Origin of the sequence: Neomicrococcus aestuarii, from assembly GCF_014201135.1 — a bacterium.
GTDB classification, from domain to species: Bacteria; Actinomycetota; Actinomycetes; order Actinomycetales; family Micrococcaceae; genus Neomicrococcus; species Neomicrococcus aestuarii.
Genome location: NZ_JACHDR010000001.1, coordinates 2,079,050 through 2,100,583, shown reverse-complemented (window position 1 = coordinate 2,100,583; position 21,534 = coordinate 2,079,050). Strand labels below are relative to the sequence as shown.

Below are 21,534 nucleotides of genomic sequence, written 5' to 3'. Positions count from 1 at the left end.
TCCTGACCTGGAAGTATTCATGTATTCGAGAACGCCTAGCGAACCGCTAGCACTCCACCACGTTGACGGCGAGGCCACCCATGGCGGTCTCCTTGTACTTATCGCTCATGTCCTTGCCGGTTTCACGCATGGTGATGATGACTTCGTCGAGGGACACGCGGTGTTCGCCATCTCCCATGAGCGCCATCTTCGCGGCGTTGATGGCCTTGGATGCGGCGATCGCGTTGCGCTCGATGCACGGCACCTGAACCAGGCCGCCGATGGGATCGCACGTGAGGCCAAGGTTGTGTTCCATGGCGATTTCCGCGGCGTTCTCGACCTGGGCTGGGGTGCCGCCGAGGACTTCGGCGAGTCCGCCGGCAGCCATGGAAGAAGCGGATCCCACTTCGCCTTGGCAACCCACTTCAGCGCCAGAAATGGACGCTTGCTCCTTATAGAGCACGCCGATGGCGGCTGACGCCAGCAAGTACTTGACCACAACGTCTTGCTTGTCTTCCTTGGTGGCCCAGCTAATGCCCGGCGAGTAATGGGTGGCATAGAAGCCCACGGCCGGAATGATTCCCGCGGCACCGTTGGTGGGCGCGGTGACTACGCGGCCGCCGGTGGCGTTCTCCTCATTCACGGCGAGCGCTACGAGGTTCACCCACTCTTGCCAATACTTGGGGTCCCGGTCCTTGTCTTCCTTGCGCAATTTTTCGTGCCATTCGGGAGCACGACGACGCACCTTGAGTCCTCCGGGCAAGAGCCCTTCGCGCTTCAGTGCGGAATCCTTACAGTCCTCCATGACCTGCCAAATGTGCAGCAAGCCTGCGCGGATCTCTTCCTTGGTGCGGAACGTTTCCTCGTTGGCCATCATGATTTCAGAGATGGACAAACCGGTGTCCCGGCAGTGGCCAAGCAGTTCCACGGCGGTGCGGAACGGGTACGGGACCTGCTTGAGGTCCTCTTCGATTTCATTGGCAGGGGCGTCTTCTTCGCCCTCTTTGACAATGAAACCTCCGCCAATGGAGAAGTATGTTTCTTCCAAGAGCACATCGCCGTTTTCAGCGAGGGCCTGGAATTTCATGCCGTTGGTGTGGCGTGCCAGCACCGTGAGCGGGTGCTGGATCATATCTGGGACTCCGTACTGGATGTCCTTGCGGTGCCCCAGTTCAGCGCAGACACGCAACGGTTTGCCCGCTTCGATATCTGCAATGCGCTCATCCACCTGTTCAGGAAGGATGAGGTGCGGCTGGAAGCCTTCAAGACCCAACAGCACGGCCGTGAAGGTTCCATGACCGCGGCCGGTGGCTGCGAGCGAACCATACAGATCCACTCGCAGTCCAGCCAGCCGATCAATATGGCGCGCTCCAGCCTCTTCCGCAACTAACGCGGTAGCGAACTGGTAGGCGGCCCGCATTGGGCCCACGGTATGTGAGCTCGATGGACCGATACCCACCGTGAAGAGGTCGAAAACGCTAATTGCCATGGTGGTTACTCAACATCTCCGCCGTTTGCAGAAGCGTATTCTGCAGCGGACATCAGTGGGCCTTCTTCGGTGACGTCAACCGTGAACAACCAGCCAGCGCCGTACGGGTCCTCGTTGAGGATGCCTGGGTTGTCGATTGCTTCCTGGTTGATCTCCACGACCGTGCCGGTCACTGGGGAGTACAAGTCAGAAACGGACTTGGTGGACTCGACTTCACCGCAAGTCTCGCCAGCGGTGAGCTGTGCTCCAACCTCTGGAAGGTCAACGTACACAACGTCGCCCAAAGCGTCTGCAGCAACCTGCGAGATGCCGACCTTGGCTGGAGTGGAGTTGTCCAACCACTCGTGCTCAGCGGAGTAGCGGAGGGAAGAAAGAACCTTGCTCATATTTGCTCCTGAAGGAATTGTTGGTTGGGTACTTAATCTTTGCGGCTGTAGAACGGAAGCTCAATAACCTCGAACTTCTCTGCTTTGCCACGAAGGTCCACGTCAAGGACGGTTCCCAGCTCGGCTGCAGCAACGTCAACATAGGCCATGGCCACAGGGTATCCCAGAGTAGGGCTGGGCTGTCCAGAGGTGACGGCGCCAACTTCTTGGCCATCCAGCGAAATTGCGTAGCCGCCACGAGCAGCGCGACGGCCCTGGCCCTTGAGGCCCACGAGCGTGCGACCTGAGGTGGTTCCCACGCCAGCTTCCTTGGCAGCTTCGAGTGCTTCACGGCCCGGGAAGTTTTCTGCCTTCTTGAAGGAGATGACCGGTCCCAAACCAGCTTCGAACGGTGAGCCTGTTGCGGACAGCTCGTTGCCATACAGCGGCATGCCGGCTTCGAGGCGCAGCGAGTCTCGAGCAGCCAAACCACAAGGGATCAAGCCCTGTTCCTCGCCAGCTTCCAAGACGGCGTTCCACAGCTCAGCGGCCTTGTCATTAGCGACGTAAAGCTCAAAGCCGTCCTCGCCCGTGTAGCCCGTGCGAGCCAACAGGATGTCGATGCCAGCAATCGTGACTGGAGCAACCGCGTAGTAGCCCATGCCGGACACGGTCTCGGCCTGTCCTTCGCCCGCGAGCGGAACCAAGATGGCTTCCGCGTTCGGGCCCTGAACGGCTACGAGAGAGGTGTCAGCGGACTCGTCCTTGACGATCACGTTGAAGCCCTCAACGCTCTCGCCGAGGATGCCAGCAACGGTCTTGGCGTTACCTGCGTTCGGCACTACCAAGTACTCTTCTTCGCCCAAGCGGTAGGTGATGAGGTCGTCAACAATGCCGCCCTCATCGTTGGTCATCAAGGAGTACTTGGCCTTACCCACCTTGATCACGGCGAGGTTACCTGCGAGCACGGAGTTCAAGAACTTTCCGGCGTCCGGGCCCGTGACGCGAACTTCGCCCATGTGGGAGAGGTCAAAGACTCCAGCGGCTTCGCGGACGGCCTTGTGCTCAGCAAGTTCAGAACCGTACTTGAGCGGCATATCCCAGCCACCGAAGTCCGTGAACGAGGCACCGAGCGCTGCATGCACGTCATGCAGAACAGTCTGTTGTGCAGTCATGTTTGTCTCTTTCTAAAACGTGGGGAACCTAAAACGTGGGGAACCGGATTAGTTGGTCTCGTCGAAAGCTTCTGGCGGTGGGCACTCGCACACGAGGTTGCGGTCGCCGAACGCGCCGTCGATACGTCCCACAGGTGGGAAGTACTTGTCCGTGAAGTCCACGTTGCCCGGGAACGCACCCTGTTCGCGGGTGTACTTGCGATCCCATTCGCCGTGCATGAGGGATCGGGTGGTGTGTGGAGCGTTGCGCAGTGGGGATTCCTCCACCGTGAAGTCTCCGGCCAGCACCTGATCCATTTCCGCCTTGATGGCGATCATGGCGTCGATGAAGCGATCGATCTCGCCCAAGTCCTCAGACTCGGTGGGCTCCACCATGAGCGTGCCAGCAACCGGGAACGCGAGGGTTGGAGCGTGGAAGCCGTAGTCGATCAGACGCTTGCAGACGTCTTCAGCGGTCACGCCGGTCTTGGCCGTGAGTTCGCGAAGATCCAAGATGCACTCGTGAGCAACCAGTCCCTTATTGCCCGTATAGAGCGTTGGGAACTGCTCGGAGAGTCGCTTGGAGATGTAGTTAGCGTTCAACAGCGCCATCTTGGTGGCCTCACGCAACCCTTCGGCACCCATGAGCGCAACGTAGGCCCAGGAGATCGGCAGCACGCCGGCGGAGCCGTACGTGGTGGCCGTCACCGGGGTGCCTTCGCGACCGTTCTTCGGGCCTGCAGCAGCGCCTGGAAGGAACGGCACCAAGTGCTCAGCAACAGCAACTGGGCCAACGCCTGGTCCGCCGCCGCCGTGAGGGATGCAGAACGTCTTGTGGAGGTTCAAGTGGGACACGTCGCCACCGAACTTGCCTGGCTGCGCCAAGCCCACGAGAGCGTTCATGTTGGCGCCGTCGATGTAGACCTGCCCGCCGGCCTCGTGAACCTTGCGGCACACTTCGGTCACGTCGGCGTCGTAGACACCGTGCGTGGACGGGTAGGTGATCATGATCGCGGCGATCTTGCCTTCGTTCGCCGCGATCTTCGCGTCGAGGTCAGCAGAATCGATGGTTCCGTCAGAAGCGGTCTTGACCACGACGACGCGCAGTCCGGCCAGCACTGCCGACGCGGCGTTGGTGCCGTGTGCGGAGGCAGGGATCAGCACGATGTCGCGCTCGGAGTCACCCTTGGAGAGGTGGAACTGGCGGATGGCCAAGAGGCCCGCGTACTCACCCTGGGAGCCAGCGTTTGGCTGGATGGACACGCCTGCGTAGCCCGTGATCGCGGTCAAGCGGGACTCGAGGTCCGTGATGAGCGCGCGCCAGCCAGCCGTCTGAGACTCTGGAGCGAACGGGTGGATGTCCGCGAAGCCTGGCCAGGAAATGGATTCCATTTCGGTGGCTGCGTTGAGCTTCATGGTGCAGGAGCCCAGCGGGATCATGGTACGGTCCAACGCCAAGTCGCGGTCAGAAAGCTTGCGCAAGTAGCGCAGCATCTGGGTCTCAGACTTGATGGTGTTGAAGATCGGGTGCGTGAGGTAGTCAGACTCACGGTTCTGGCCACCCAGTGCATCGCCTTCGCGAGCGGCAGCGGCAGCAGCCTTGACCTTCTCGATAGCGTTCTGCACGCCGAAGGCTCCGGCGACGGCAGCAATGTGCTCGAGCGAGGTCAGTTCGTCCGTGGAGACGGAAACCGTGTCCTGGTCAATCAAACGAATGTTGACGCCCTGGTGCTCGGCCGCCGTCGTAATGGCCTGTGCGCGGCCTGGAACCTTGGCACGAACCGTGTCAAAGAAAGTATCCGAAGCCAACGCAATGCCCTGCTCAGCGAGCAATGCCGCCAGAGCGCGAGCGCGCTGGTGCGTGCGCTGAGCAGTCGCCTTCAAGCCCGCTGGACCGTGGTACACCACGTACATCGAGGCCGTGATGGCCAAGAGCGCCTGAGCGGTACAAATGTTGGAGGTCGCCTTCTCGCGGCGAATGTGCTGCTCACGAGTCTGAAGCGCCAAGCGGTACGCAGGGCGGCCGGCGTCGTCCTTGGAAACGCCCACGAGGCGGCCCGGGATCTGACGCTCAAGTCCGTCACGCACAGCGAAGAACGCAGCGTGTGGACCACCGAAGAACAGCGGAACTCCCAAACGCTGGGTGTTGCCCACTGCAATGTCAGCGCCCTGCTCGCCTGGGGACTTGATCAAGGTGAGGGACAAGATGTCGGCAGCCACCGTGACCAAGGCGCCACGCTCGTGAGCGGCATCGATGATGGCCTTGTAATCCATGATGCGGCCGGAGTCGCCCGGCTGCTGCAAGACCACACCGGAGATGTCGCCCTCAGGAAGACCCTGGGACAAGTCAGCAACTTCAACCTCAAAGCCCAAAGCTTCGGCACGGCCCTTCACCACGGCGAGGTTCTGCGGGAAGACGTCCTGGTCAATGACCGTCTTACCAGCTTCCTTCTTCTTGTTGGCGCGGCGCATGAGCAGCACGGCTTCGGCCACAGCGGAGGCCTCATCCAACATGGAAGCGTTAGCGATCGGGAGGCCCGTGAGGTCCTGAACTGCCGTCTGGAAGTTCAAGAGCGCTTCGAGGCGGCCCTGGGAGATTTCTGGCTGGTACGGCGTGTACGCGGTGTACCACGCTGGGTTTTCAAGCACCTTGCGCAAAATGATGCGCGGCGTGAGGGTTCCGGAGAAGCCCTGACCGATCATTTGAGTCTTGATGACATTCTGGTTCGCGTAGTTGCGAAGGTCCTCAAGAACTTGCATTTCGGTCCGCGCTTCGGGGAGCTGGAGGTCCCCCTCCATGCGAATGCCTTGGGGAACGGCGGTGTCCACCAGTTCGTCCAGAGTCGAGTATCCAACAACTTCAAGCATGCGCTTGACGTCGTCTTCACGAGGTCCGATGTGACGAGCGGAAAAGTCCTGGTCAATCGTGAACTCAGAGATGTGTGGGGTGAGAGTCATACGAAATCTCCCTAGGTTGGGCGGGCGATGACGGTCAAAAAATGACCGTTCCTCCCCATCCTGTACCCAATACCTGAGAGATTCCACCCTTCACCCGCGCATGACATGTCCACGCGGATTCCGGGGCTTGCACCGTCGGTGAGCGCTCTATGGCGCTTCTTTCCAGGAGTGCCTCTTCGCGGCGGTACGGATGCCTGAGAGATTCCCGGGGAGGGACTTGCTCCTTCGGCGTCCGCCCGTGGATTCGAGCGGAACTCTCCCGCCGCGCTTCACTGGCAAACTGCTCCTGAGAGTCTAGTGAAACGTTTCACAGTAAGGCAACAGTGATGCTGTGCTTGCGTCATTTTTCAGGACGACGACGCCGCACAAGTTGATTTCTTGGCTTTAGACCGCGCTGATTTAGACCACTCCGCTAGATCCGAGCAGCGCGCCGATCAGGAAGGTCACGGCGAGCGCGAGGGCACCGCCGACCACCACTCTCACGGTGGCTGGAAGGACGCGTGCTCCGCCGAGCCGAGCGCCAACAGCACCTGTGATGGCCAGAGCGATCAACACGGCGATGAACGTGACGGGGACCTTGAGCTCTGCCGGCAAGAGCACTGCCGTCAGGAACGGTAGCGCGGCGCCGACCAAGAAAGCGACTGCAGACGCGGCCGCGGCGTTCCACGGCGAGACAACTTCGTTCTCATCGAGGTGCAGTTCGGCTTCCAAGTGAGCTGCGAGCGCGTCATGCTCCGTGAGCTCGCGGGCAACCTTCTGCGCAGTCTCTGGCTTGAGGCCCTTGGCTTCATAAATCTCGGCGAGCTCTTGGAGCTCTTGTTCTGGCATGTTGGCGAGCTCCCACTTTTCTTTCGCGATGAGAGCTTTCTGGGCGTCCGCCGAGCTGGACACGGAAACGTACTCGCCGAGCGCCATAGAGATCGCGCCACCCACGAGGGCCGCTGTGCCGGCAAGGACAATGGGGGCCGACTCGGTGGTAGCACCGGCAACACCGACGACGACGGCCGCGACGGACACGATGCCGTCGTTGGCGCCGAGTACGCCAGCGCGCAACCAGTTCAACTTATGGGCTTGGGAGCCAGCCGCGTGTGGTTCGGAATCGTGGAACGTGTCAGAGTCTTCAAAAGCCATACCCTCATCTTTGTTCGAATCGCCGGGCATTTCCAGCAAGGTGAGGCGTACCTACTTTGACGGTTCTAGCCGCACGTACTGAGGGTACTTCGGGCTGAGGCCATCGCCCGAAGACCTACCTGTCAGCCGGCGCTGCACCCAGGGTCCCACGAACTCTTTGGTCCACTTTGCGTTGTCGGCGAGCTCTTGGAGTCGAGTCTTCGCCGGCCGCTCGTTGAGGTGCGGCGTCTCGATGCTGGACTCGTGGGCCAAGACTTCTAGAATTTTCTTAGCCATGAGCGTGTGCCCCGGCGCTCCCATGTGCAAGCGATCCTCAGCCCAGTAACGCCAGTCCTGGAATTCGCGCCAACGCCAGTAATCGGCGATCACGGCACCCGTTTCATCAGCAACCTCACGCACGAACTCGTTGTAGATCGCCGTGCGCCCACGCGTCTTGCCGAAGACGGAAGAAGCCGAGGAATCAAAACCGGTGAAGAGCACCACCGAACTTCCCGACGCGCGGAGTTTGCGGACCATCGCGGCGTACTCGGCCATGAGCGCATCGATATCCACTTGGGGGCGCAAGATGTCATTGCCGCCGGCGTACACCGTGACGAGCGTGGGCTTCAAGGCCAGCGCCGGTTCTAGCTGTTCGTCCACCACTTGACGGATCTTCTTGCCGCGGATGGCCAGGTTCGCGTAGCCCCACGAAGGATCGCTCGCGCACAGCTGTTCGGCTACCCGGTCCGCCCATCCGCGCACGCCGTTGGGGCGAGAGCTATCTGGGTCTCCCATGCCTTCCGTAAACGAGTCTCCGATGGCCACAAAACGGTTTGAGAATTCCACCCTTGTAGCCTACGACGCCTCGCCGCTCCCGGAATTATCCAAAGGAACAAGAATCCATAACTGGGTCACTTATCTTTCACAGTCTCGTCATAGCAAGCAGGCGGAATCTTGAAACATGACCCTCACCCCCACCATCGCGAACCGCACCGTGGAGTACCAACGCAAGCGGCGTCGTCGTACTTCGAATGAAACCCTCTTCGCCCTCACTTTCGGCGTCAGCGTGGCGCTTCCCGTCGCTCTCTACCTTGCAAGCGGAGCCCCCATGGCGTGGGCAAACGCCGCGGACGTCGTCACCGGTCTGGGCATCCTCGCCGGGCTCGTCGCCACCCAAGTAGTTGTCATGATGCTTTTGCTGGCCGCCCGCATCCCGTGGGTTGATTCGATGATCGGCGTGGACCGAGCCATCTCACTGCACAACCAGCTCGGCAAGCCGGCGCTCTACGGGCTACTGGCGCACGGGCTGCTCATCACGGTGGGCTATTCGATGACCGAAGGGATTGACCCCATCGCCGAGGCGATGTCCCTCTTTGGCATCAGCGACATGGTGTGGGCGTACATCTCGATGGGCTTGTTCCTCGCGGTGGTGGGCACGTCGATCGTGGCGGTGAAGCGCAAACTCCCCCGCGAATGGTGGATGGGCGTGCATTTCTTGTCCTACGCGGCCGTCGCCAGTTCCATTCCGCACCAGTTCAGCATGGGCTCCGCGCTGGGAACCGGCACGCTGTCCCGCTGGTACTGGATCAGCCTGTACTTGATCACCGCGAGCGCGCTCTTGGTATTCCGGTTCGCGCTACCGCTGATCCGCAGCCTGCAGTCATCCTTGAAGGTCAGCGACGTGAGCGTCTCCTCGTGGCGCACCCTGCCCTCCGGCGACAAAGTCCCGGATTCGTGGAGCATCACCATGACCGGCAATGGCGTGAACAAGCTTGAAGCCCAGGCCGGACAGTTCTTCCGCTGGCGCTTCATGAACTCGAAGCTGTGGTGGCAACAGCACCCGTTCTCACTCTCCGCGGCCCCAAACTCCAGGTCCTTGCGCATCACCGTCCGCAATCTGGGTAGCGGATCCGCCGCCATGGGATCCCTGAACCCCGGCACCCGCGTGTTCTTCGCCGGCCCCTACGGACTCTTCACGGAAGCCGCCCGCACGCAGCCGCAACTGGTGCTCGCCGGAGCCGGAGCCGGCATTGGCCCCATCCGCTCCCTGATTGAGAACGCGGACTTCGCCCCCGGCGAATGCACCGTGCTCATCCGATCCTCCGACGAAGACTCCCTCATCCTCCGCGAAGAAATCCGCGAATGGTGCTGGCACCGCGGGGCCGTGCTCTACGAACTCGTAGGCCACCGCGACCGCAACCCCGATCACGCCCTCACCCCCGAGCTCGCCGAACGCAACGCCCGCTCGAGCTGGCTGCCTGCCGAACACGCACGTGCCGGCTACACGCTCGAAAGCTACGCCCCCGATTTGTCCCGCTCCGATGTCTACGTCTGCGGCCCCAGCGCCTGGACGGACGCCGTCATCGCGGACGCCAAGGCCGCCGGCCTGCCCTCCGAATCCCTCCACACCGAAAGGTTCTCCTGGTGAAAACTCGTAATCTCATCTTCTCCGGACTCGCCACCCTGTCCGTCGTGGCAGGCGGCCTCTTCTCCGGAATCACCGCTTCCGGAACAGCCCTCAGCGCGACGTCCATTCACTCGACGTCCAACACGTCTTCGTCCTCGGGTACCTCTAAGAGCCTCGATTCCTCCAGCACCACCGGCACCGGGACGTCCTCCTCAGGAACGACCTCGTCCGGGACCACGTCGTCCGAAACCAGCTCCTCCGAGGACTCGACGACGGGCACTTCGTCGGGAACGGCGTCGTCGTCCTCCACGGAATCCTCAGCCGAATCCGGCACCTACACCGGCAGCGCCTACAACACCCGCTGGGGCGCCGTGCAGGTGGAAGTGACCATCGCCAACGGCGAGATCACCGACGTCACCACGCTCTCCTACCCCAGCAACGACGGCCGCTCCGTCATGATCTCCCAGCGCGCCATCCCGACCCTGCGCACGCAGGTCCTCGCCGCACAATCGGCCGATATCCAAGGCGTCAGCGGCGCCACCTACACCTCCGCGGGCTACGCGTCATCGCTGCAGTCCGCCCTCGACCAAGCGAACTTCTAAGGATTACAGATGATCACTACTGAGTACGACGACGCCTGCTTGCGTTTGTGCACCCGCACTTTCGAGGCCATGGGTACAGTAATTTCGATTTCGGCTCCGCTTGATGCGGACGAGGTTGCGGTTGCTACCGAAGCGGCCGAGCGGGTCTTTGTGGACGCCGAGGAGCGGTTCTCGCCGTTCTTGAACTCCTCCGAACTCTCCAAGGTCAATCGCGGCGAGGTGCTCTTGCCCGATGCCAGCTCTGCCATGCGCGAGGTCTACGCGTTGGCGCTCGAATTCGAGTACCGGACCCAGCACCGGTTCACCCCTTACGGCCCCTCGGGCGACCTGGACCTGAACGGCGTCGTCAAAGCGTGGGCCATCCGCGAAGCCGGACATGTCATGGACACCGTCGGAATACCTCACTGGTCCATCAACGCCGGCGGCGACTTGCTGGTCTCAGGATCGCCGACACCGTCGCAGCCGTCCCTAGTGGATCCGCAGTACGGTACGCCGTTCTTCGGGACGCCTTGGCAGCTCGGGATCGTGGATCCGCAGAACCCTAGAGAGTTGCTCTCATCCATCGAAGCCACCGGCACGCCTGGTTTTCACACCGCTCTTGCGACGTCCGGGAGCGCCGAGCGCGGAGATCATATTTGGGGTGATTCGTCCGCGGGTGATTCTTCTGCACGTGGCTCGTCCGCGAGCGAACTCTCGCACCTGTTGCAGGTGTCCGTGACGGGACCGGACATCGTGACCGCCGATGCACTCGCAACGGCTTTGGCGGCTGGCGGACGAGTAGCATTCTCGCTGCTCAACGAGTTCCACGGCTACGAGTCCTTGGGCGTGCTCGAGGACGGCTCGTTGGTTCGGAGTTCGGGTTGGCCGGTCGCCGCATAGTTGAGCACCAGTTGGCGCGCGAGCTTGAAGATGCGATCCGAGCGCGTTCCTTCACCGCTGAGCTCCGCATGGAGCGGAACATAGCCCACAGCAAGACCGTAGAGCGGATCCGAATAACCTCTAGCTCCGTTGAAGCCCGCGTGTCCGAACGCTCGCCATGAGCCAAAGTTGTCCTCTGGCCTGGGCTTCGTGAAAAGGGTCGCGAAAGCGCCGGACTCCCCCGAGGAAATGTCGGTTCCGGCAACGGTGAGCGTGGTGATCTCTTGGAGAGTTTCGGCGTTGAGAGTTTTCCCTAGCGTGGCGTAGAAGCCTGCGAGTCCGCGAGCATTCGCCACACCGCCCACGGATGCTGGCGCCTTTTCCCTGATGATCCGTAAGTTTGGGACGGTAAAGAAGTCGAAGGACTGTTGCCCGTTGTCATCGAGGAAGCCCGTGGCCGAGTTCAGTCCCACGCCTTGGAACCCGAAAGGGTCGACGAACGATTCCGGCCAACCATCGAGTGGCGGTCGGACAGGGGCGAAGCGTTCTTCCTGGCTTTCCGGGAGGCCCAAGTAGAAGTCGAGGCCGTGCACGCTACGGATCTCTTGTTCATACAGGTGCTGCAAGCTCACGCCAGCAATCCGACGCACCAGCTCTTCTGCGAAGACCCCCACCGTGAGCGCGTGATACGCGAAAAGCGTGTTGCCTTTCCACATACGCGGCAATGCGGTGAGGCGCTGTGCGAGGTTTTCCGAATCCAAGTACTCGCCCATAGGGACGCCGCCGTCGATGCCCATCAACCCGGCGCGGTGGCTGAGCAACTCTTGAACGGTGAGTCGCTCTTTTCCTTCGGCGGCAAACTCTGGCCAATACTTGGCCACGGGTGCTTCGAGGTCGAGGTCCCCGCTTTGGAAAAGCATTCCGATTACCGCCGCAGCAGCACCCTTGGAACACGAGTAAACGCCCGTGAGCTGATCTGTGGTTAGGTCGCCCACGCTCACATCAACGATCACATTGCCGTGCAGCATGACGCACAGCTGTCCCGAATAGCCTGGAGTCGCCTCGGCAAAGCCCTGAAGAAGATCTTCAAGGGGTTCGAATGCTGAAGCGACTGTCATACGGCTAGTTCCTTCCGGTTTCCTGTCGGAAGCTCAGCTTCCAACTCTTTCCGCGGCGTAGCCATACCGAGCCGAGTACCAGCTCGCTGTAATTACTGTCGCGTCGCGCGTCCAGAACGTACGTCAACCGGATCAGATCCGGCGTGAGCTCCGTAGCTCCAAGACGTTCCATGGTTGTTCCGTGGACGTGTGTCATGGGCACGCTATTTTCCTCAACAAGGTAACCATCTGCGCGCACACCTGTAAACATTTCATCCAGTAAGTGAACTATATCTGGGTCTTCATGACGTTCTGCGGCCTCCGCATAGGCCTTCAAAAGCTCCGCTTCGAGCTTCCAGACCGCCTCCACGTCATCCGATCCAGAAGTTGCCGCAGCCGTTTCCTCAGGGTCATCTTCAGAAAGCAGGCTCAGCAGATCCAGCTGCCCGTCGAGCCGCTCGTCCAGACCCTCGCTCTGTTGCGCGGAGACCTTCTCGTTTCGCCGCTCACCATATTGCTCGCCCAGCTTCTCGTCCGGCCGAATCTCCAGCCGTTCGTTACTTTGCCTATCCAGTGGCTCGTCCTGAATGTTTACCCCGGTGTTCTTGCCGGTGGAGTCCTGAGGCGAGGCTGCGTCGTCGTACGGGAAACCGGGGCCCTCATCCGGTGTTTCGCCGCGCTGATAAGCCGTCGCGGCCGCCCGCGCGCGATCATCCGCTGCCTCATTCAAACCGTGACCCGCGTGGCCACGCACCCACTCGAAACGGTAGTTGCGGCCCACGAGCTCGGCATCGATCTGCTTCAGCAAATCCGAGTTCATCACCGGCTTCTTGTCAGCCTTGACCCAGCCGCGCTTCTTCCAGCCGGGCATCCATTTGGTGACGCAGTTGATGACGTACTGGGAATCGCAGAGGATCTCGAGGGGCTCATCAGCGACGTGCTTCGTGGCGCGGAAAAGCTCCAAAACCGCCGTCAACTCGCCAATGTTGTTAGTGCCATGCTTGGAGCCGCCGGCCTGCCACGTGTTCTCATCCACGTACCAAGCCCAACCCGTGGGTCCGGGGTTTCCGAGTGATGATCCGTCTGCCGCTGCAACAATAGCCATGATTTCCATCATTCCATGTGAGGCCGACACTTAGCCCGAGGCGGTGGCGTGCGCTTCTTCGCTGTGCTGGTCTCTTCGCGGATCGAGTTGCCACGTTAACGCTGTGCTGGGCGTCGGGACGGCGTTAACGTGGCAAGTCGATTTGTAGGATGGCGTCCCCCCGTGAAAACCACCCATTCGTAGCCCATAGTCACAAAAGTTCTTGCCTCTTCGGCGCCGCGGGGCGTCCTCGTTAGGGTGAAGCAAGCCCACTTTCTCTGACCACTTCGCTCTCCAAGGAAGAAGAACATACCAAAGCCACTGCTGTTTTCAGCATTCGTTATGAACACCGCCAGCCACATCCTGCAGGGAACATCGCGTCGCCCCGAAGCTGAACAAACCAACTTCAACGACCTCGATCACTGGATTGACCTGGCGAAGACCCTCGAAAAGGGCAAGTTCTACATCCTCTTCTTCGCTGACGTCGTGGGACTCTACGGAAATCACCGCGGTTCCTACCAGAAGTTCGTCGAAGCCGGACTGCAGATCCCGAGCAACGACCCTTCCGTGATCGCCTCCGCGATTGCTTACGCGACGAATGACATTGGCATCGCCATCACCAGCTCCGTATTGCAAGAGCACCCCTTCAACTTTGCCCGCCGCATTTCCACGCTGGACCACGCCACCAAGGGACGCATCGCGCGGAACATCGTCACCAACTCCTTGCAAAACGCCGCACGCAACTTCGGCCAAGACCTCACTCCCCACGACGAACGCTACGTCTGGGCCGACGAGTACATGGACGTTGTCTACAAGCTTTGGGAAGGCTCATGGGACGAGGGCGCGCTCTTGCAGGACAAGGAAAAGGGCATCCACGCCGACTACTCCAAAGTCCACAAGATCAACCACGTAGGCAAGCGCTACGAAGTTGAAGGACCACACCTCGTTGCGCCATCGCCGCAGCGCACCCCGTTGCTTTTCCAGGCTGGCTCATCGCCGGCCGGCCGTGACTTCGCGGCACGCAACGCCGAGCTGCAGTTCATCATCACGCCGAGCCCGGAAAAAGCCGCCGGCTTGATTCAGGACACGCGCCGCCGCGTATTTGAGGCCGGCCGCAACGCCGAGGACCTCAAGTTCATGCAGGGCCTGAGCTTCGTCATTGGCTCCACTGAGGCCGAAGCTCGCGCGAAGGAAGTTGAGCTTGAGGAGAGCATGGACCTTGACGCCATGGTGGCTCACCTCGGCGGCGCCATTGGTGTGGACTTCGGACACCACTCTTTGGACACCCCGCTGGGCGACATCGAAGCCTCTGATGGCACGCGCAGCATCATCGAGTGGACTCGCCAGTCTGTTGAAGGCCGCGAAGCCACGGTTGAGGATCTTGGCCGCCTTCAGGGCCGTAACTCTCGCGTAGTTGGCACCCCGGAGCAGATCGCTGACAAGCTTCAGGCATGGGCTGATGCCGGAGTGGACGGCATCAACGTCATCAACGCCACGCGTCCTGGCAGCTACGTGGACTTCATTGAGCACGTGATCCCTGTTCTTCAGGAACGCGGACTTGCCAAGTCTGAGTACGGAGAAGGTACCTCGCGCAAGCGCATCTTCGGCACGGATTACCTGCCTGAGCGCCACGTCGCGGCCTCCTACCGAGGCGCGTTTAGCAACCAGCTTGAAGAAGGCTAGTAATCGCGGACGTTTGAGGACTGAGAGGCTCTGGTGGAGTTCGAGTTGCCAAGTTAACGCTGTTCCGGATGCCCGGACGGTGTCAACTTGGCAACTCGCGTTTCGGGCGGAGTTGTTTCGAGCGCGCTGAGCCTCGGGAGCGAAGCGGGCGCGTAGTTTTTGCGGCGCAAGTTCCAGTCCGGTCCAGTCCGGAAAACGAAAAGCCACTTTAACGCCGTGATGAACATCAGGACGGCGTTAAAGTGGCAACTCGATCAGCTTGCGGGGCTGGCTGGTGATACAAGCGCAACGCTTGTAGGTGATCGCGGGCGAGTTTTCCGCTCGCAGACGCTGGCGGGCGGAGGCAACTCGCCAGCACCTGCGAGCTCCAAGCAAGCTTTAGCTGTACAGCGGGTTGTGGCCAGCCACCACACGCTCGGATTCACGCGGAGGTTCCGGCGCAGTACCCTCACCGAACGGCGATCCGCCAAACTTCTCGCGGTCGTGCGGCTCGAGCCAGTTGCTGAGGTCCGGTCCCACAGGAACGATCTGCGTGGGGTTCACGTCCTCGTGCACTACGTAGTAGTGGCGTTTGATCTGCTCAAAGTCCACGGTGTCGCCGAAACCTGGGGTCTGGAAGAGCTCACGCGCGTAGCCCCAGAGGTTTGGCATCTCGTCAAGCTTGTTGCGGTTGCACTTGAAGTGACCGTGGTAGACAGGGTCAAAGCGAACGAGCGTGGTGAAGAGTCGCACGTCGGCTTCGGTGATGGTGTCGCCCATCAGGAAGCGCTGCTTTCCCAATCGTTCTTCGAGCCAGTCCATGGCGACCCACAGACGGTTGTAAGCGTCGTTGTACGCTTCTTGCGTGCCGGCAAAGCCCGCGCGGTACACGCCGTTGTTGACCTCGGTAAAGATGCGCTTGATGACCGGCCACATCTCGTCGAGCTTGTCAGCGGGCAACAGATCCGGGGCGCCCTCGCGGTGGAATTGCTTCCATTCCGTGGAGAAGTCCAGCGTGATTTGGGGGTAGTTATTGGTTACGACGCCGCCGCTTGCGATATCTACAATGGCCGGGACCGTGATACCCCGGGGGTAATCCGGGAAGCGCTTGAAGTAGTTCTGCTGGAGGCGCTCGGTTCCGAGGACGGGGTCGACGCCGTCGGGGTCGAGATCGAAGGTCCACGAACGGGAATCGTGGGTGGGGCCGGGAAGTCCTACCGAGATGACATCTTCGAGGCCCAAGAGTCGGCGGACAATCAGCGTGCGGTTCGCCCATGGACATGCGCGGGCTGCGACCAGTCGATAACGGTTCGGTTCGACTGGCCAAGCTTGAGCACCTGGCGTGAGGCCGACGCCTACCTGTCCGACCTTGGACGATTCAGCTGCGGGTAGTGCGCGGATGGCATCTGGATCGGCAACGATGCGATCTTCGATGTAGTTGGTGTCGCGGGTGAACTCGCCGCCGGTGATGTAACTGCCTTTAGTGGAAAACTCTGTGGAAGTCATGTATTCAGCCTACTCAGGTGGGCACCTATTTATTACTGCCAAAGAAGGTCCGGTGCCACCGTTCGGGACACTTCTGGCGAGAAGCGATCTGACTCCAAAAGCCTCTGGCTCGTTGGAGTGCGGGATCGATCAAGAAGCAAGGGATCGCTAAAGGGGAGATCGTTAAAGGAGTGGCCCCGGGGAAAGGAACCACTCCCTAGTTCTTGTCACGATCCAGCGCCAATGTGCTTCAGGACGCCGGCTCAAGCGACAAGTTTTTATACCGTTAAAGCCTAGGCGTTGACGGAATCATCATCGGCAACAGCGGACTCTGCACGAACGGAGTTCATAGCAACGGTCCAGACGGCAAGCTGATCAAGCATTGGTGCCAACGATGCAGCACCGGCTTCGGAAGGCTCGAAGGAAGAGAAATCCTTGAAGTCGGTGAAGAGGCTGAAGAGGCCGGTCTTCTGAACGTGAGCAACCTGAAGCTCGGAAAGGATTGCACGCAAGTGCTCGATGGCACGAGCGCCCAAAGCGGAACCGTAGCCAACAATGCCAGCAGCCTTGTTGTTCAACTCAGCGTTGACGAAGGACAAAGCGTTCGCCAAGGCTGGGGAAACAGAGTGGTTGTACTCAGGGGTGACGAAGATGTAACCATCAAACTCAGCAAGCGTTGCAGCCCATGCCTTCGTGTGATCGTTCTGGTAGTTCTGGTAAGCAGCTGGGTAAGCCTCATCAAGAACTGGCAGGTTGAAGGAAGCGATGTCTACGAGCTCGTACTGAGCGTCTCCACGCTGCTGAGCCTGCTCGAGAACCCACTGTGCAACACCCAAGTTGTTGCGGCCTGGACGGGTAGAACCGGTAACGATGGCGATCTTGTTCACGTTGGTCTCCTTAGCGAAAATCTGTTGTCGATTGAACTTACAAGCTATTCAACTGAATGCATTCTCAACATATTCCGCCTGTGACCAACGCCACAATTCCCGGTCCGAAGTACCTGCAATCTCGCCCCCGAGGATGCCGCTGCAGTCAAGGGGTGCCGGTGCGTTCAAGTCACAACCGGAGCAGCGAGGTCACGAGGCAACCGGCGTCACTGGGCAACCAGAGCACTGGGCAACCGGAGCACTGGCCATCGGGACAACCGAAGTCGCGGGGCAACTGGAGTCTCGGACCACCGAACCACCGGAGCAACCGGAGTTACAGACTCACAGACTCACAGACTCACAGACTCACAGACTCACAGACTCAGGATCACCCGCGCACCTAGACCCTTGCAAGTACGTCCCTAGACCCTTGCAAGTACGTCCTGAGGCTTTCCGCGCTGGACGATTTGCCCTTCGTCGAGCCGCACCACGAGGTCGGCATTCTGGATGGTGGAGAGTCGGTGCGCGATGGTCAGCGTGGTTCGGCCGACAGCCAAGTGATCGATGGCCGCCTGAACTTCAGCCTCCGTGGAGTTATCCAAAGCAGACGTTGCTTCATCCAGAACCAGGATCGGTGGGTTTCGCAAGAGCGTGCGAGCAATCGCAATTCGCTGCTGCTCTCCGCCTGAGAAGCGGTGTCCACGTGCACCGACCACGGTGTCGAGTCCGTCCGGAAGCGCTTCGACAGTTTCGGCCACGCGAGCGGCAGAGAGCGCCTCCCACAGTTCAAGCTCGGAAGCACCTGGCTTTGCGAGCAAGAGGTTCTCCCTAATAGAGGTGTGCAGTAGGTAGGTCTCTTGGGAGACAACGCCGACGAGCTGAGACAGGTTTTGCGAGGACAGGTCACGAACATCAACGTCATCGATGAGCACTCGTCCCTCAGTGACGTCATTCAGTCGAGGCACCAAGGATCCCAACGTGGACTTACCTGAACCGGTAGCTCCCACCACGGCAGTGGTGGTGCCCTGAGCGAGGATCAAGTCGATGCCGCGCAAGGTGGGCTCGGACCCGGCGTACGCGAAGGTGACGTTCTCGAAACGAACCTCGCCACGAGCGTTCGCCGGATCAAGCGCAACGGGTTTGACTGGTTCCGGAACCTCTGGGGTGAGGTCAAGGTATTCGAAGATGCGGGAGAAGAACGCCATGGCGCTCACCCACTGAACACCAACATTTAGGAGTCCCATGATGGGCCGGAAGATGGCGGCCTGCAGGCCGGTAAAGGCCACCAACGTACCAATAGTCATGCCGTCGCGGGTCACGGGTAGTCCTGCCACCAAGTAGATGGCCGCGGGAATGGCCGCGAACACGATGCTCATGGTGGCCATGCGCCAGCGGCCGGCGAGCTGCGAGCGCACTTCCAGGCCTACGAGTCGTTCGGAACGCTGTTCAAACTTCTCAGCATCGCGAGGAGCCGTGCCCAAAGTTTTAGAGAGACGAGCACCCGAGACGGAAAGGCTTTCCTCAACCTGCGCGTGCAGGGCGGAAACCTCAATTTGCCGCTCCTCGGTGATATCCCGGCGAAGCAGGGCCACCTTGCGAGACAGAAGAATGGCAGGCGGCAACACGATCAGCGACAACAACGAGAGCGCGGGCGATAGCGCCACCATGGCGATCGCAGTTCCCACCGCAGTGGTGACATTGGAGGCGATACCGGTAGCCGTGGTGGTGACCACCGATTGCATGCCCGCGATGTCATTGATGAGGCGGCTTTGCACGTCGCCACCACGAGCACGCGTGAAGAATCCCAAGGATTGCTTCTGCATGTGTTTGAAGAGTTTGGTGCGCAGCGAGTGCATCACGCGCTGGCCCATCACGGTGGCGCGCCAGGTCTGTAGCACGCCAAGAATGCTTGTCACTGCCGCAATTGCCACCATGGAAACGGTCAAGCCCACAAGGAGCGGCACGTTTTGCTGGGGCAACGCGTCATCGATGACGCCACGGACCAAGAAGGGCTGTGCGAGCGAGATGGCTGAGGACAGCGTGATCAGCACCATGACGACGACGATGCTCGCCTTATGTGGCGCGAACAAGGACACGACGCGCGAGAAAGGTACGGGGTACCGAGTGATTTGATTGCGGTCAGCCGGCTTAATGCGCCCCGGTCCCGAGCCGCCGCGTGGAGATTCAAGATTTTGTTCCATAGGGGACCTCCCCCTCATAGTGCTTCGCATGAGTTAGACGAGCCAGATTCAATCAGGATTGGTTCGGTGAAAAACCAGCTCCTTTTCCTGAGCGGCACACAACTCCATGCGTTTACAACATAATGAGGTTACCGCACATTGTGGCAACGGCGCAAACGGGTACAATTAAAGAGTGCAAGACCTCATCCACACCTCACGCCATGACGAGCCCGTACTCGGGGAACTCATGCATGCCACTTTCCGAAACTTGCGTCGCGGATGGACTGAGAGCCTGGCACCTTTTGATCTCACGCCCCATCAGTGGCGCACACTTTCCATGGTGTCCCGCCACGAAGAGGGCTGCCCCCGACTTCGAGATGTTGCCGATTCCCTGCGCATCACTCCCCGATCCGCCACGGACGTCGTCGATCAGCTCGAAGCCAAGAACCTGATTACACGCCAGCCGGACCCCACGGACCGCCGCGCGATTCTCCTGAACATCACCGCCGAAGGCAAAAAGCTCATCGACGAAGTCAGCGCTATCCGTAGAGAACAATCGGACGAGTTCTTCTCAGACCTCAACGCGGAAGAAAAAGAGCAACTCTCCAGCATCCTGCGCAAGTTGACGCACAACAGCTGACGGGCAACCGGCAACACCGGAGGGTGCCGGAAACTGTCAAGACCTGACGAACTCGAATTCACGCACAACAGCTAAGAACCACCCAATTCAGCGACCAAAGTCACACCTCACCGAACATCCGCTCAAAATCCTCACCGAATATCACCCGAACCTGCGGCAATCAAGGTGAGCTGCGTCGTCGTACTTAATGCCTTTACCGGAGCGCAACCGGACGTTCATCCGGCAGCCCCGGGATTTTGAACCCCATTTCCGAAGTATTCACGGAGGATTCCTACGCTCGAAGCAAGACGGCAATCGACACCCCTGATTGCCACTTTCGAGGAGGAGAATCATGTCGAAGAATCTTGTAGGCCGACGCGGCGTCCTCGCCGGCACCGGCATTGCAGCCGCCGCTGGCGTATTGGCGATGGCGCCGGGCGCGAACGCAACCGTAACCACGGCAAAGGGCACCGCGCCAAAGAACATGCCGCTCGCCTTCAACGCAGACGGCAAGTTCAAGATCGTGCAGTTCAATGACACGCAAGACGGACGCCTCACGGACCGCCGCACCATCGAACTCATGGAAAAGGTGCTCGACACCGAGAAGCCAGGCTTCGCCCTCATCAACGGCGACGTCATCAACGGCTCGCCGCGCACCGCGAAAGAGGTCAAGGAGGCGTACAACAACGTTGTCATGCCTATGGAATCGCGCGGTATCAAGTGGGCCGTGACCTTCGGAAACCACGACGAAGACTCGCTCTCCAACCAGACCGGCATGCGTGAAGAAGAGATCGTCGCGTTCTTGCAGCAGTACAAGCACAACCTCAACCCCTCCCCAGTCAAGGGCGTTTACGGCCACTGCAACGCGCAGCTGTTGATCCGCAGCGCATCCAAAAACACCGCCGCCTTCGGCATCTGGCTCCTCGACTCAAACCGCTACGCCCCAGACACCCTCGGCGGCCAGAACTTCGACGGCCTCATGGGCTACGACTGGATCCGCCCCAACCAGATCCAGTGGTACACGGAAGCATCCGAAGCCACTGAGCGGAAGTTCGGCAAGAAGATTCAGTCGTTGATGTTCTTCCACATCCCTACGTTCGAGCACCACCACATGTGGTTCGGCCAGCAGTTCTCCTCTGACGAGGCAGGCGTGGCAACTGCCAAGGTCAAGCACTCGATTGAGGGCGAAAAGCACGAAGAGGTCTACACGGGCGCGTTCAACTCCGGCATCTACGCGGCCGCTCAAGAGCGCGGCGACGTGCGCGGCATGTACTGCGGCCACGACCACATCAACACCTACAAGGGTGACTACTTCGGCATCGAACTCGGCTACGGCCCTGGCACCGGATACGGCACTTACGGTTTGGGCGGCGTGGAGAACCACCGCTTGCGCGGCGCTCGCGTCTTCGAGCTCGACGAGTCCGTGGCCACCGTTTACGCAGGCACTCGCACGGTCTTCGCGAAGGACTTGGGCGTGGACACCACCAACGGCGACCAGCGTCTGACGACCCAGGTCGCGTTCCCGAGCTACGTCAAGTAATTCAGTAACCTCTGTAGCAACAGCCCGCGCGTTACCTCCGGCAAGAGCTCCCCGAGCGCTCCACTAGGCGCCTCACCAC

Annotated in this window: 17 protein-coding genes and 1 riboswitch; of the genes, 6 read left to right on the top strand and 11 right to left on the bottom strand. The window is 60.3% G+C overall.

Going from position 1 to position 21,534, the window contains the following annotated elements; translation table 11 throughout:
* Positions 1 to 46: 46 nt before the first annotated feature.
* The 6 genes from HD598_RS09515 to HD598_RS09490 all read right to left on the bottom strand — a co-directional run bounded on the left by HD598_RS09515 (position 47) and on the right by HD598_RS09490 (position 7,901).
* Positions 47 to 1,468, bottom strand: a complete 1,422-nt coding sequence (locus tag HD598_RS09515; RefSeq protein ID WP_183665472.1) for an L-serine ammonia-lyase — start codon at positions 1,466 to 1,468, stop codon at positions 47 to 49.
* A 5-nt stretch (positions 1,469 to 1,473) separates the two neighbouring features.
* Positions 1,474 to 1,854: a glycine cleavage system protein GcvH gene (gene gcvH, locus HD598_RS09510; protein WP_183665470.1), complete on the bottom strand. Its 381-nt coding sequence runs from the start codon at positions 1,852 to 1,854 to the stop codon at positions 1,474 to 1,476.
* Between the two features lie 32 nt (positions 1,855 to 1,886).
* Positions 1,887 to 3,008 carry a glycine cleavage system aminomethyltransferase GcvT gene (gene gcvT, locus HD598_RS09505; protein WP_183665469.1) on the bottom strand — a complete coding sequence of 374 codons (1,122 nt, stop codon included), beginning with the start codon at positions 3,006 to 3,008 and terminating at the stop codon, positions 1,887 to 1,889.
* 48 nt (positions 3,009 to 3,056) lie between these two features.
* Complete coding sequence (gene gcvP / locus HD598_RS09500) at positions 3,057 to 5,945, bottom strand: aminomethyl-transferring glycine dehydrogenase (RefSeq protein ID WP_183665467.1); 2,889 nt, start codon at positions 5,943 to 5,945, stop codon at positions 3,057 to 3,059.
* A 172-nt stretch (positions 5,946 to 6,117) separates the two neighbouring features.
* A riboswitch (glycine riboswitch) is annotated at positions 6,118 to 6,217 on the bottom strand.
* Positions 6,218 to 6,344: 127 nt separating this feature from the next.
* Entirely contained in the window at positions 6,345 to 7,076 is a 732-nt protein-coding gene (locus HD598_RS09495) for a VIT1/CCC1 transporter family protein (RefSeq protein ID WP_071895365.1), read from the bottom strand.
* A gap of 51 nt (positions 7,077 to 7,127) precedes the next feature.
* A complete protein-coding gene (locus HD598_RS09490) occupies positions 7,128 to 7,901 on the bottom strand; it encodes an SGNH/GDSL hydrolase family protein (RefSeq protein ID WP_183665465.1) in 774 nt (257 codons plus the stop codon).
* Positions 7,902 to 8,016: 115 nt separating this feature from the next.
* Here HD598_RS09490 and HD598_RS09485 point away from each other — a divergent pair, with 115 nt between their 5' ends.
* From HD598_RS09485 to HD598_RS09475, 3 genes are read left to right on the top strand one after another with little or no spacing between them, the layout of a single operon-like run.
* Complete coding sequence (locus HD598_RS09485; RefSeq protein ID WP_183665463.1) at positions 8,017 to 9,483, top strand: ferredoxin reductase family protein; 1,467 nt, start codon at positions 8,017 to 8,019, stop codon at positions 9,481 to 9,483.
* Positions 9,480 to 10,064 (top strand): FMN-binding protein, encoded by a 585-nt coding sequence (locus HD598_RS09480; RefSeq protein ID WP_183666906.1) that lies wholly within the window; start codon positions 9,480 to 9,482, stop codon positions 10,062 to 10,064. The genes HD598_RS09485 and HD598_RS09480 overlap by 4 nt, the downstream gene beginning before the upstream one ends.
* Before the next feature lie 9 nt (positions 10,065 to 10,073).
* Positions 10,074 to 10,943 (top strand): FAD:protein FMN transferase, encoded by an 870-nt coding sequence (locus HD598_RS09475; RefSeq protein WP_183665461.1) that lies wholly within the window; start codon positions 10,074 to 10,076, stop codon positions 10,941 to 10,943.
* Here the strand turns inward: HD598_RS09475 and HD598_RS09470 are convergent.
* Both HD598_RS09470 and HD598_RS09465 read right to left on the bottom strand, forming a co-directional pair.
* Positions 10,874 to 12,040 carry a serine hydrolase domain-containing protein gene (locus HD598_RS09470; RefSeq protein WP_183665459.1) on the bottom strand — a complete coding sequence of 389 codons (1,167 nt, stop codon included), beginning with the start codon at positions 12,038 to 12,040 and terminating at the stop codon, positions 10,874 to 10,876. The genes HD598_RS09475 and HD598_RS09470 overlap by 70 nt on opposite strands.
* A gap of 4 nt (positions 12,041 to 12,044) precedes the next feature.
* Positions 12,045 to 13,124, bottom strand: a complete 1,080-nt coding sequence (locus HD598_RS09465) for an RNase H family protein (RefSeq protein WP_071895363.1) — start codon at positions 13,122 to 13,124, stop codon at positions 12,045 to 12,047.
* Between the two features lie 321 nt (positions 13,125 to 13,445).
* On the opposite strand from HD598_RS09465, the gene HD598_RS09460 reads away from it, so the two are divergent.
* A complete protein-coding gene (locus HD598_RS09460) occupies positions 13,446 to 14,786 on the top strand; it encodes an LLM class flavin-dependent oxidoreductase (RefSeq protein WP_183665457.1) in 1,341 nt (446 codons plus the stop codon).
* Between the two features lie 378 nt (positions 14,787 to 15,164).
* On the opposite strand, the gene HD598_RS09455 is transcribed toward HD598_RS09460, so the two are convergent.
* The 3 genes from HD598_RS09455 to HD598_RS09445 form a co-directional block, all read right to left on the bottom strand.
* Complete coding sequence (locus HD598_RS09455) at positions 15,165 to 16,271, bottom strand: glutathione S-transferase family protein (RefSeq protein ID WP_071894771.1); 1,107 nt, start codon at positions 16,269 to 16,271, stop codon at positions 15,165 to 15,167.
* Between the two features lie 272 nt (positions 16,272 to 16,543).
* The gene (locus HD598_RS09450) at positions 16,544 to 17,137 is read right to left on the bottom strand and encodes an NADPH-dependent FMN reductase (RefSeq protein ID WP_183665455.1); all 594 of its coding nucleotides are present in this window, start codon (positions 17,135 to 17,137) and stop codon (positions 16,544 to 16,546) included.
* A 401-nt stretch (positions 17,138 to 17,538) separates the two neighbouring features.
* The gene (locus HD598_RS09445; protein ID WP_183665452.1) at positions 17,539 to 19,317 is read right to left on the bottom strand and encodes an ABC transporter ATP-binding protein; all 1,779 of its coding nucleotides are present in this window, start codon (positions 19,315 to 19,317) and stop codon (positions 17,539 to 17,541) included.
* 172 nt (positions 19,318 to 19,489) lie between these two features.
* Between HD598_RS09445 and HD598_RS09440 the strand changes: the two genes are divergently transcribed.
* Positions 19,490 to 19,936 (top strand): MarR family winged helix-turn-helix transcriptional regulator, encoded by a 447-nt coding sequence (locus HD598_RS09440; RefSeq protein WP_311539012.1) that lies wholly within the window; start codon positions 19,490 to 19,492, stop codon positions 19,934 to 19,936.
* A 331-nt stretch (positions 19,937 to 20,267) separates the two neighbouring features.
* Positions 20,268 to 21,455, top strand: coding sequence for a metallophosphoesterase family protein (locus tag HD598_RS09435; RefSeq protein ID WP_183665450.1), 1,188 nt, complete (start codon positions 20,268 to 20,270; stop codon positions 21,453 to 21,455).
* The last annotated feature ends 79 nt before the right edge of the window (positions 21,456 to 21,534 follow it).